Origin of the sequence: Candidatus Amarolinea dominans, assembly GCF_016704685.1 — a bacterium.
GTDB classification, from domain to species: domain Bacteria; phylum Chloroflexota; class Anaerolineae; order SSC4; family Amarolineaceae; genus Amarolinea; species Amarolinea dominans.
The window spans coordinates 89609-101732 of record NZ_JADIZS010000005.1 but is presented as its reverse complement, the minus strand read 5'-3'; the positions used below and the strand labels follow the sequence as shown (position 1 = coordinate 101732).

Sequence of the window (12124 nt, the reverse complement as noted above, 5' to 3'; positions counted from 1 at the left end):
ATGGCAACAAACAATTTTCGAGCCAACATTCTTGTGTGCGGCGGCACCGGCTGCACTGCCTCCAACGCGCACGAGCTGGTAGACAACTTGCAGGCCGAAATCGCCCGCCAGGGCCTGGCGCGTGAGATCGAGGTGGTACCCACGGGCTGCCGCGGCTTTTGCGCCATGGGCCCGGTGATGATGATCTACCCTGAAGGCATCTTCTACACGCAGGTGCAGCCGGCCGATGTGCCAGAGCTGGTGGAAGAGACCTTGCTCAAGGGACGCGTGGTCGAACGCCTGACCTACCATGAGCCGAAGGACCAGGCCGCGCTGCCCTTCTACAAGGACATTCCATTCTACGGCAAACAACTCCGCATCGCCCTGCGCAACTGCGGCATGATTGACCCCGACAGCATCGAGGAGTACATTGCGCGCGGCGGCTATGAGGCGCTGGGCAAAGCGTTGACCAGCATGAGCCAGGAAGATGTGCTGCGCGAGATGAAGGACAGCGGCTTGCGCGGGCGCGGCGGCGCCGGTTTCCTGGCCGGCCTGAAGTGGGAGTTCTGCTACAAGGCGCCCGGCAATGTCAAATACGTCATCTGCAACGCGGACGAGGGCGACCCCGGCGCGTTCATGGACCGCTCGATCCTGGAGGGCGACCCGCACAGCGTGATCGAAGGCATGATCATCGGCGCGTACGCGATTGGCGCCACGCACGGTTACATCTACTGCCGCGCCGAATATCCGCTGGCGGTCAAGCGCCTCACGCAGGCGATTGCCCAGGCGCATGAGCTGGGCCTGTTAGGCGAACGCATCCTGGAGAGCGATTTCTCCTTCGACATGACCGTGAAAGAGGGCGCGGGCGCGTTCGTCTGCGGCGAGGAGACCGCGCTGATGGCCTCCATCGAGGGACGCCGCGGGGAGCCACGGCCGCGGCCACCGTTCCCGGCCGTCTCCGGCCTGTGGGGCAAGCCCACGAATATCAACAATGTGGAAACGTGGGCCAATGTGCCGCAAATCATCTCCAACGGCGCCAAGTGGTTTGCCAGCATCGGCACCGAGAAGAGTAAGGGGACCAAGGTCTTTGCCCTCACCGGTAAGGTCAACAACACCGGCCTGGTCGAGGTGCCGATGGGCATCACCCTGGGCGAGATCGTCTACGACGTGGGCGGCGGCATTCCCAACGGCAAGAAGTTCAAGGCGGTGCAAACCGGCGGCCCGCTGGGCGGCTGTCTGCCGGCCACGCACCTCAACACGCCGGTGGACTATGACAGCCTGACCGCGGCCGGCGCGACGATGGGGTCGGGCGGCATGATCGTGGTGGACGAAGACACCTGCATGGTGGAGTTCTCCAAGTTCTTCCTGACCTTCTCCGCGGCCGAGAGCTGCGGCAAGTGCATCCCCTGCCGCATCGGCGGCACGCGCATGTTGGAAGTGCTGACCCGCATCACCGAGGGCAAAGGCACGATGGCCGACCTGGAGCTGATCAAGGAGCTGGCAACCGGCATGCGCACCGGTTCGCTGTGCGGTCTGGGCCAACTGACGCCATCGCCGGTGCTGAGCACCATGCGCTACTTCCTGGATGAGTACATCGCGCACATCGAGGAGAAGCGCTGCCCGGCCGGCGCCTGCCAGCCGCTGGTGCGCGCCGGCTGCGTCAACGCCTGCCCCGCGCAGGTGGATACCCCGGCCTACCTGGCCCTGGTCGCGCAGGGACGTTACGCCGAAGGGCTGGAGATTCACCGTGAGTCCAACCCCTTCGCGCTGATCTGCGGCCGCGTCTGCCCGGCCTTCTGCGAACACAAGTGCCGCCGCGGCCAGATTGACACCCCCATCGCCATCCGCATGGTCAAACGCTTCATGGCCGACCAGGAATACGAGCAGCCCTGGACCCCGCCCATCTACCGGCCGCCGCAGCGCAAGCGCATTGCGGTGGTGGGCGCCGGCCCTGGCGGTCTGACGGCTGCGCTGCGCCTGGCCCAGCAGGGCTACCGCGTCAGCGTCTTCGAGGCGCTGCCGCAGCCGGGCGGCATGATGACCTACGGCATCCCCGCCTATCGCCTGCCGCGTGCGCCGCTCTTCTCTGAGATCGAGAACATCAAGCGCGCCGGCGTGGAGATTTACACCAACATGGCCCTGGGCCGTGATTTCAGCCTGGGCGATCTGCAGACGAGCGGGGTCAAGGTTCAGGCGGACACCAGCGCCAGCAACGGCAGCGGCCGCGGCGTCACCACCCTGCCGCCCTTCGACGCGGTTGTCCTGGCCCTGGGCAGCCACAAGAGCCGCAAGCTGCAAATCCCCGGCGAGGACAAGACCGGCGTCTACCACGGCGTGACATTCCTGCGGGAGATTGCGCTGGGTCATGCGCCGGACGTGGCCGGTAAGCGCATCGGCATCGTCGGCGGCGGCGATGTGGCGATTGACGTGGCGCGCTCAGCCTGGCGCCTGGGCGCGGCCGAGGTGCATGTCATCTACCGGCGCACCGAGGAGGACATGCCCGCGCACAAGGAAGAGATCCATGCCGCGCACGCGGAGGGCGTGCAGTTCCATTTTCTGGTCAACCCGGTTTCTGTGCTGGGCGACGGCCAGGTCACCGGGGTGTGCCTGCGGCCGCAGCGGCTGGCCGAGTTCGATGAGGGCGGGCGCCGCCGGCCCAAGGCCATCGAAGGCGCAGACTTCGACCTGGCGTTGGACATGCTGGTGCCGGCCATCGGGCAGACCACCGACTTCGACTGGATGCCTGCGGACGACAGCAGCGTGCAAACCAACTGGAACAGCGTGCTCAAGACTGATGACGCGTTCCAGACCACGCGGCCCGGCGTGTTTGCCTGCGGCGATGCCGTCAGCGGCCCGGCCACGGTCGTCGGCGCGGTGGCGCAGGGCAACCAGGTGGCGCAGGTGGTGGATCACTGGCTGCAAACCGGCCAGGCGGTGCGGCCGATCATCCAGGCGAAGCGCCACGATTTTGCGCAGACGGTCAACCTGGATGATTACACCGACGCCGAGCGCCCGCTGATCCCGTTGATTCCGGTCGCCCGCCGCCTGCAGGGCGACGCCTTCCAGGAAGTGGAGACCGGCTTTGATCTGGCTACTGCGCAGGCTGAAGCGGCCCGCTGCCTGCGCTGCGATTTGGAGTGGCTGCAGCGCATGAAGCTGCCTGTGCCAAAACGTGAGTTCGCTTAGACACAAGGACTGAGGGGCCAGGCTGCCGCCATCTTCAGGACAACGGCAGCCGGCACTGATTTCACATGGAGGTTCGATGCCAACCATTACGCTGACCATTGATGGCCGCGAGGTACGAGTGCCGCAGGGCATCTCTGTCCTCGATGCGGCGCGCAGTGCGGGGATTGACATTCCCGTGCTGTGCCACCATCCGGCCCTGCCCCCGGAGGGCGCATGCCGCCTGTGCATGGTGCAGGTGGAAGGACAGCGCGGCCTGCAGCCGGCCTGCACCTTCCCCGCGGCGCCAGGCATGGTGGTGCAGACCGAAACCCCGCAGGTTGTCGAGTCGCGACGCTTTGCGCTCAACCTGCTCTTGTCCGATCACCCGCTCGACTGCATGACCTGCGACGCGGCCGGCGATTGTCTGCTGCAAGACCTGGCCTATCAGTATGACGTCAAAGAGAGCAGTTTCAAGGGGCGCCAGCACGACTACGCCATTGACCGCTCCAATCCGTTCATCCAGGTGGATCGCAACAAGTGCATCCTCTGCCGGCGCTGCGTGCGAGCCTGCAACGTCATCAACGGCGTGGAGGCGATCAGCGTGGTCTACCGCGGCTTCGATGCCCACATTGCCTTCGGCGCAGACCAGGGTATGCAGGACAGCCCGTGCGAGTTCTGCGGAAGCTGCGTCTCGGTCTGCCCCACGGCCGCGCTGATGCCCAAGGAGGCGATCGGCAAGGGGCGCACCTGGGAGTTCGAAAAGACGGTCACGACCTGCGCGTACTGCGGCGTCGGCTGCCAGTTCGAGGTCAACGTCAAGAACGGCAAGGTCATCAAGGTGACGCCATCCTGGGATGCCGCGGTCAACAAGGGCTGGACATGCGTCAAGGGCCAGTTCGGTTATGATTATGTCAATCACCCACAGCGCCTGACCACCCCGCTGATCCGACGCAACGGGCAGTTGGAGCCGGCCACCTGGGACGAGGCGCTCGACCTGGTCGCCGGCCGCCTGCATCAGATTCGGCAGGAGAGCGGCCCGGACAGCATTGCGGTCCTGGCCTCGGCCAAGGCGACCAACGAAGAGAACTATTTGCTGCAAAAGATGGCGCGGCAGGTCATCGGGACGAACAACGTTGACCACTGCGCCCGCCTCTGACACAGCGCCACTGTGGCCGGTCTGGCCACTTCATTCGGGTCAGGAGCCATGACGAACTCGATCGAGGACGTCGCGACCCAGGCGAAGGCTTACTTCGTCATTGGCTCCAACACGACCGAGCAGCACCCCGTGATTGGGATGCGCCTGCGCCAGGCGGTCAAGCAGCGCGGCGCGAAGCTGATCGTGGCTGATCCGCGCAGCATTCCGCTGACCGACTTCGCCACGCTGCACCTGCGCCAGCGGCCCGGCACCGACATTGCCCTGCTCAACGGGATGATGTATGTGCTGATCAATGAGGAGTTGTACGACAAGGAGTTCGTCAGCCAGCGCACCGAGAACCTCGAGGAGATGAAGGCGGTGGTGATGAAATACCCGCCGGAAGTCGCCAGCCAGATCACCGGCGTGCCCGCGGCGGACATCATCGAGGCGGCGCACATCCTGGCCGCAAACAAGCCGGGCGCGCTGCTCTACGCGATGGGCATTACGCAGCACCGCACCGGCACCCACAATGTGATGTCCTGCGCCAACCTGCAGATGCTGTTGGGCAACATGGGTGTGCCCGGCGGCGGCGTCAACCCGCTGCGTGGGCAGAACAATGTGCAGGGCGCCTGCGATATGGGCGGCCTGCCCAATGTCTACTCCGGCTATCAGCAGGTGGCGGTGGACGATGTGCGCAAGAAGTTCGAAGGCGCCTGGGGCGTGCCTCTGCCGCCCAAGCCCGGCTTGACCGTGGTGGAGATGATGAACGCCGCGGAGCACGGCCAGATACGCGCGATCTACTGCATGGGCGAGAACCCGGTGCTGACCGACCCCGACAGCAACCATGTACGGCGCTGCCTGACCTCGCTCGATCTGCTGGTAGTGCAGGACATCTTCCTGAGCGAGACTGCCGCGCTGGCCGACGTGGTACTGCCGGTTGCAAGCTTCGTGGAGAAGGACGGCACCTTCACCAACACCGAACGCCGCGTGCAGTTGGTGCGGCGCGCGCTGCCTGCCCCGGGGCAAGCGCTGGCCGACTGGGAGGTGGTGATGGCGCTGGCGCAGCGCCTGCTGGCTCTCCGTACCAGCGGCGATGGCAGCGGCCGCCCCGAAGGTTCGCACGCGGGTTGGGAGTACCTCTCCCCGGCCGACATCATGGATGAGATTGCCAGCCTGACCCCCAGCTACGGCGGCATCCATCATTGGCGCCTGCAGAAGGCGGGCCTGCAGTGGCCCTGCCCCAACGACAACCACGCGGGCACTCCGATCCTGCACATGGGCAAGTTCACGCGTGGCCTGGGGCGCTTCAGCGCGGTCGAGCATCTGCCGCCGGCCGAACTGCCCGATGCCGAGTTCCCCCTGACGCTGACCACCGGGCGCCTGCTCTGGCACTATCACACCGGCAGCATGACGCGGCGCAGCAAGGGCCTGAATGCGCAGTCTCCCGAAGGCTTTGTGGACATCAACCCCGAAGACGCGCAGCCCAGCGCTATTCACGATGGCGATTGGGTGCAGGTGATCTCCCGTCGCGGCGAGCTGAAAACGAAGGCACACATCACCGAGGATGTGCCGCCGGGCGTCGTTTTCATGACCTTCCACTTTGCAGAGGCCCCCGTCAATGCCCTGACCAATCCGGTGCTCGACCCCATCGCCAAGATTCCCGAATTCAAGGCGTGTGCGGTGGCGATCAAACCGGTGACGAACGGGTACGGTAACGGAACGCACTGAGCGAGCAAGAGAGGACGTGCAGAGGGCGCGGTGGGCGCTGAACTGCACGTCCCCGTCAACTCAAGGAGGAGTGACAAGTTATGTCAGCCGAATTCGATGCATTAGTTCCTGCGGATATGGCCGCGAAAGCCGAGACGATCGGCATCAAGAAGGCGGGCATGGACCTGCTGACGATGTTCGCCCTGTCAATCCTGGCCGGCGCCTTCATTGCGATGGGCGCCATCTTCTCGACTACCAGCGTGGCCGGCATGGCCGGTGTGACCCCCTACGGCATCATTCGCCTGGTAGCCGGGCTAACCTTCACCCTCGGCCTGATCCTGGTCGTCGTGGCCGGGGCCGAGCTCTTCACCGGCAACAACCTGATCGCCATGGCCTGGGCCGGCGGCAAGGTCAGCACCGGCGCGCTGCTGCGCAACTGGGTTGTGGTCTACGCCGGCAACTTCGTCGGCTCGATTGCCACGGCCTATCTGATGTTCCTGGGCAGGCAGTACACCTTCGGCGGCGGCGCGATTGGCATTACCGCGCTGAACACCGCCAACGCGAAGACAGGCTACGACTTCATGCAGGCTTTCGTCCTCGGCATCTTCTGCAACGCGCTGGTCTGCCTGGCCGTCTGGCTGTGCTTCAGCGCACGCAGCACCACCGACAAAATTATGAGCATCATCCCGCCGATTGCAGCCTTTGTCGCGGCCGGGTTCGAGCACAGCATCGCCAACATGTACTTCATCCCCGTGGGCCTGTTCATCCAGACCGACAGCGCCTGGCTGGCCTCCCTGGGCGATAAAGCGCCCAAGTTAGCCAATCTGACCTGGAGCAACTTCTTCATCAACAACCTGATCCCAGTCACGTTGGGCAACATCGTCGGCGGCGCGCTGATGGTGGGACTGGTCTATTGGTTCGTCTATCTGCGGCCGAAGCAGATGCAGACGCCGCAGACGGCCGGCAAGCCGTTGGCGGCCGCGAAGTAGGGCCTCACCTCACCCCCTGCCCCCTCTCCACAAGTGGAGAGGGGGGAAGGGGGGTGAGGTGCGGCCCAACCGTTTTAGCTTGCGTGTGGTTGGTTTTGTGGTAAGATGTGGGCAGAATTCTAGCAAACCACCTGGAAGGCGCCATGACCCACGTCATCTTTGCCCGTGTGCAGCCAGAGGAAGTCCGCATCAACGAGACCTACCGCCATGAGCAGACGCTGGGACGCACGGTGCTTGTGCCCACGGCCCAGGCGCCAACCGGCCAGATCAGCGTGGCGGTCAGCTATGATGGCTACCAATCGTTCACGCGGCAGGCGCAGGCCGATGTGCGGCATCAGTGGTGGCGCTTGCAACCGCGGCCACTGGCAACGACCGCGCCCTCACGCCTGCGCCGCGTCATTTCACCGCTGAGCCAGCGGGTAACGGCCACGCATCACCGCGTCATCCACCTGGTGCGGCGCCGCCAGCCTGGGACGCCTGCCGCGGTGAGCGTCCCAACGCCGCCCGCCGACGCGCTCATGGGGCATCTGTTGCTCGACAACTACGGCCGCACGAACCTGGGCGCTGGCTTCGACCTTGAAAATAGCTTTGGCGCCTTACCGCTGCGCGTGCCGATCCACGGCGACGGCCTGGACAATCTGCATCAACTGCTGGACGACCGCTGCGCCGCCAAACTCACGTTCGATTATGTGCCGCAGACGCTGGCCGTGAGGCCGCTGCAAATGACCGTCGAGATGAGCGACAGCACGACCCCCGCCTGGCCCCCGGCCACGGCCAGCCAGCAAGACGTGCTGACCTTCCTCAGCCAGACCGCGCAGACGGCTGAGGCGTCGGACCTTGTGCGCTTTTCGTTTCAGGTGGAGCTGCACCTTCCCCGTACCAGCCTGCCGGCCGGACAGATCGTGACGATCAAGCAGATGTGGTTGGAATGGCCTCAGCCGTTGTCGGTGCCCCATCAGGTAGCCCGGTTGATGTTGGGCGGGAAGACAGCAGAGGCGGAGGCGCCCGCGCCGGTTCCTGACCTGGTGTATAACCCCAGCAAACGACACCTTGCCTGGGGCGGCGTGGTGCTGTCTGTGCATCCCACGCCGGCCCGGCCAGACCTGATTACCCTGGTCAGCCCACCCATGCACCTCATCAGCCAGCGCCCGGCCGACCTCTACCAGGTGGATAGCCTCGACGGCGAGGTGGAGATCGAACTGCCTGGCCTGCTGCTCTCCGGGCTGCAAACCTTTTACTACGACGGCATCGGCCGGCGCCTGGATCAGGTCAAACAAGAGAAGATCAGTTGCCTGCTCCTGCACTTCAAGCTCATCCTGGCGGACCTCTTTGCGCAGCGGCAGGTTTTGCTCTATCGCCAGGCACACGTGCCCAACGCGGGGCTGCGTGGCTTGCGGCTGCCCGAGCTGGAAACGCACCTGGCCGACAGCAGCTTCCGCATCACGCGCGTCGTGGTGAACAGAGTGGCTGGCAACGACTGGCAAACCGTATTCGGCGTGGAACCGAGGGCCAGACCGCAATCGCTGCAGGCGTGGGTGGTGCTTGGTGGCCGGCGCTCCACGGCCACGCGCGGGAATAATCTCTACAGCCTGGCGACGGTCACGCATAGCGAACTCGACATCCAGTTGCACTGCCTGAGCAGCGCTGAGCACCTGGAGACGGCGTTGACGCTCAATCGCCTGCAAACCGCGCTGATCGCCCATTTCGAGCAGATGGGCGCGGAGCAATAAGGCAAGGGTGATGGGGCAAGAATGATGAAGGAGACCCTGAGGGAGACCCTATTGGAGATCATGGAGGAGGGACAATCATGGCCTTGACGCCGCGCGCGTCCCTGCTCCGTTGCTACCGATGCGGTAACCCGGAGGTAGTTGGCATCTGCCATGACTGCCGGCGGCCGGTCTGCCAGCAGCACAGCTACACCGTCTCACGACGGCTGGGGCAATGGCTTTTCCGCCGTTTTGCGGGCCTGGGTCTGGAAGGCACGCCCTGCGGCCCCGACCCGTTGACCTGCACGCATTGCCGGCGCAAGCTGTGGACAGCGGGCGCGTGGTTGATCCTGATCGGCAGCAGTCTGACTCTGCTTGCGCTATCCGGCCTGGGCCTGGGCATGATTCTGACCCGCCTGTTCAAGCTGAGCACGTTTTTGACAACGCAGCGCTCCTGGCTGCTGGGCGTCACTGGCCTCGGCTTGATCTTGCTGATGGCCGGTTTTCTGCTTCGGGGGCGGCGCCCCTTCTTGCCGATTCTCTGGCGCCCTGGCGCCGGTCGCGTCGCGGAGAAGCTGAGTGGCGAGATCACCTTCGACGCACAGGCCCGGCTGCACACCACGGTCACGGCCAGCACAGGACGCCTGACCCTGCCCGGTCACCTGGCTGCCTCTGAGCGCCAGCGCGTGAAGGCGTACCGCAGTCGGTTTCGCATCTCTGCGACGGATGATCTGACCTTTCGCGGCGGCTTTGCCCTGCTCAAGGGGCGCTTCAGCGGCGACCTGAGCGGCCCCGCCACCAACGCCGAACGTCACGGGCATGTCCTGCGCCTGGAAGGGCAAGTGCAGGCGCAGCCATTTCTCAACGACACCAATACCCGCGAGGCGACGCGCTGGGATGTCGTGGCCGACTACACCATCCCATCCGTGACTGAGCTGCCGGTGCGCCTGCTGCCACACCTTGTGGAGACGTTCAATGAGCGCACCCTGGCCCTGGAGCTGCAATGGGACGATCTGGAGGGTCTGAGCGAGGTGCAGGTGGATAACCTGCGCCTGGAGGCGCCAACCACCTGGGGCGCCATCAGTCACGCCAGCGATGGCGCGCTGACCCATGTGACGGAGGGCGCAGATGCCGGCGCCGTGCGCACGCTCAACTGGCACGCGCCGCCCCTTTATAGCCAGCAGCGGAAACTGCGACGCCGTTTCTTCGAGGTGCAGTTGCAGCGGGGCGTTGATCCGGTCGGCGTGCTGCGCGGCCAGGTGACCATGAGTTGGAAGGGTGCAATCTCACGGCTGGAGGGTGTGAGTCTGTTCTTCCCGCTGGGCCGTCCCGACGCCCGCGGCGGACTCAAAGTGCAGAGCACGGTGGAGGCGAATTTCGCCTTGAGCCTGGCCGGTTTGCGCTACCAGGACGTGCGCCATGTGCCGGACGCGGCGCATCACCCTCGCGATCTGGACAAACACGATCTCAAGCAACTGAACGAGGTGCCGGCCGACCAAGAGCTGGTGACAGCGCTGACCGACGCCCTGCTGCACGCGGGCTACGAGGTGCAGCGGGTGGTCGAAGCGATACCGCAGGCCGACAGCCGCCGTGGTGTGCTGACGCGACTGTGGGATGTGACGGGCAGTAGCCATGACGGTGTCTGCGCGGTTGATTTTCACCTGGTGGTGAGCGGCGAATCGGGAAAGACGGCGCCCAAGACCCAGATCCGGCTCATGGCGCGGGGGTTACACACCCACGAGGCCGGCGAACGTGCCGTCGAGCGCACCTGGAAGCGGCTGTACACGCTGCTGATGGAAACCCTGAATGCACGCGAGCCCAGGGCGTTGGTCATCACAGGTGCATCGCCCGACACATCGTCCCTGCGGGATCTCGACGACCAGTCTGGCATGGAAGAGATGATGGCCATGGTCCTGAGCCATTTTACTGATGACAGGCTTCTGACAGGCGGAAACGATGACCAACAAAGGCTGCTTGCGGCGCCAGATACGATCAATGACGAACCGCCGCCTGAATAGGCTACAGAGGCAGCGATGACACTCGAATGTGCTGTGTGCAATGCACCTGATGGCAAAGACGGCAAGGCCCTGGATGCCGTCTGTCATCATTGTGGCAAGCCACTGTGCCCGGAGCACCGCGTCCTGATCTTGGATGAGCAGTTCGCTAACCGGGGCGTGCCGGTGCCGCGCGCAGCCTATCACTGCTCAGCCTGCCGCCAGGCGCATCACCCGCGCAGTCACGTGCTGCGGCCGTCGCGCCCCGTGTCCGCCGGGCGCAGCCTGTGGCCGCGGCTGCGCAAACTACTGAAGCTGCCCTGGAAGCGCAAGGCCCGTCCCAAGCGTTGAAGTCGGAGTCACAACTATGTCCAATTCATCTTCATCGTCACCTTCATCACCGGCGCCGGCGCTGCGCTATCGCCCGACCTACCGTGCGGACGAACTGCGCCTGATTGGCAGCCTGGTCGAGCGCGGGGAATCGCTCGGCTTCGTCGGCATTGCCGGCATCGGCAAGTCGAACCTGGTCAACTCCCTGCGCGATGCTGGGCGGATGGCCGCCTACCTGGGCGCCGCGGCCAGCCGGGTGCATTTTGCCAGCGTGGATGCCACAACCTGGCAGAAAACGCCGTCGAGCCTGTGGACGTTGATGGCGGCCAGCCTGGAAGCGTTGACCCCACAGTGGCCGGCCCCGGCCGTGGATGGCGCGGCCATTCCCTTTGCCGAAGAAGAGCGCGCCCTGCAGCGTCTGCGTAACCGCCTGCGCGTGGTGTGCCAGGAACAGCAGCAGCAGGCGGTCTTTGTGCTGGATGACTTCGATGGTATTTTCGAGGCCGGCCCCTTGGCCATGTTGGAGCAACTGAACTCACTGCGCAGCGAAGGCAACCGCGGGCGCCTGAGCTACCTGGTGTTCAGCAAGCGCTTGCCCCATGTGCTGGGGCGTCAGCATAACCTGGAGAACGGCTGCAAATTCTACGACCTCTTCTGCCAGCACATCTACGCGCTGGAACCGTACACGGCCAGCGATGCCCAGCAGATGCTGACCTACCTGAACGACAAGGCCAACCGGCCACTGGTGCATAAGGACCTGGCCGTTATCGGGGGGCTGTCCGGCGGTCACAGCGGTCTGCTCAAGATCCTGTTCAACCTCTGGAGCCAGGAAGGTTGTCCGGCCAACGGGCGCGATGTCTATTTCGCCGGCAAGGCCGATGTGCAGCATGAGTGCGAACGGATCTTCGCCGGCCTACACGCGGCAGAGCGCAAGGCCGCGGTGCGGGTGGCCCAGGGCCGCGCCGCGGACCCGCAGGTCGTGGGGCACCTGGTGCGCCGCGGCCTGGTCAGCAGCAGCAGCCCGCCGACCTGGTTCAGCCCAGTCATGGCGCACTATCTGCGGACGCGCAGGACAACGGCACAAGGCTAACAAGGCTAACAAGGCTAACAAGGAGGTGA

Annotated in this window: 7 protein-coding genes; all 7 read left to right on the top strand. The window is 64.9% G+C overall.

Going from position 1 to position 12124, the window contains the following annotated elements; genetic code table 11:
- The 7 genes from IPF85_RS04690 to IPF85_RS04660 all read left to right on the top strand — a co-directional run bounded on the left by IPF85_RS04690 (position 1) and on the right by IPF85_RS04660 (position 12095).
- Positions 1 to 3165, top strand: a complete 3165-nt coding sequence (locus tag IPF85_RS04690; protein WP_343406905.1) for an FAD-dependent oxidoreductase — start codon at positions 1 to 3, stop codon at positions 3163 to 3165.
- Between the two features lie 76 nt (positions 3166 to 3241).
- Positions 3242 to 6007 (top strand): formate dehydrogenase subunit alpha, encoded by a 2766-nt coding sequence (gene fdhF / locus IPF85_RS04685; protein WP_343406904.1) that lies wholly within the window; start codon positions 3242 to 3244, stop codon positions 6005 to 6007.
- Positions 6008 to 6087: 80 nt separating this feature from the next.
- Positions 6088 to 6975 carry a formate transporter FocA gene (locus IPF85_RS04680; RefSeq protein ID WP_343406903.1) on the top strand — a complete coding sequence of 296 codons (888 nt, stop codon included), beginning with the start codon at positions 6088 to 6090 and terminating at the stop codon, positions 6973 to 6975.
- A 143-nt stretch (positions 6976 to 7118) separates the two neighbouring features.
- Positions 7119 to 8705, top strand: a complete 1587-nt coding sequence (locus tag IPF85_RS04675) for a hypothetical protein (RefSeq protein ID WP_343406902.1) — start codon at positions 7119 to 7121, stop codon at positions 8703 to 8705.
- Positions 8706 to 8782: 77 nt separating this feature from the next.
- The gene (locus IPF85_RS04670; protein WP_343406901.1) at positions 8783 to 10699 is read left to right on the top strand and encodes a hypothetical protein; all 1917 of its coding nucleotides are present in this window, start codon (positions 8783 to 8785) and stop codon (positions 10697 to 10699) included.
- Between the two features lie 15 nt (positions 10700 to 10714).
- A complete protein-coding gene (locus tag IPF85_RS04665) occupies positions 10715 to 11026 on the top strand; it encodes a hypothetical protein (RefSeq protein WP_343406900.1) in 312 nt (103 codons plus the stop codon).
- A 16-nt stretch (positions 11027 to 11042) separates the two neighbouring features.
- On the top strand, positions 11043 to 12095 hold the full coding sequence (locus IPF85_RS04660) for an ATP-binding protein (protein WP_343406899.1): 1053 nt from the start codon (positions 11043 to 11045) through the stop codon (positions 12093 to 12095).
- Positions 12096 to 12124 lie beyond the last annotated feature (29 nt).

Excerpts from the sequence above, each read along its gene's own strand:
- IPF85_RS04690 (WP_343406905.1), top strand. The coding sequence starts at position 1 with ATGGCAACAAACAATTTTCGAGCCAACATTCTTGTGTGCGGCGGCACC.
- IPF85_RS04680 (WP_343406903.1), top strand. The coding sequence starts at position 6,088 with ATGTCAGCCGAATTCGATGCATTAGTTCCTGCGGATATGGCCGCGAAA.
- IPF85_RS04675 (WP_343406902.1), top strand. The coding sequence starts at position 7,119 with ATGACCCACGTCATCTTTGCCCGTGTGCAGCCAGAGGAAGTCCGCATC.
- IPF85_RS04670 (WP_343406901.1), top strand. The coding sequence starts at position 8,783 with ATGGCCTTGACGCCGCGCGCGTCCCTGCTCCGTTGCTACCGATGCGGT.
- IPF85_RS04660 (WP_343406899.1), top strand. The coding sequence starts at position 11,043 with ATGTCCAATTCATCTTCATCGTCACCTTCATCACCGGCGCCGGCGCTG.
- IPF85_RS04665 (WP_343406900.1), top strand. The coding sequence starts at position 10,715 with ATGACACTCGAATGTGCTGTGTGCAATGCACCTGATGGCAAAGACGGC.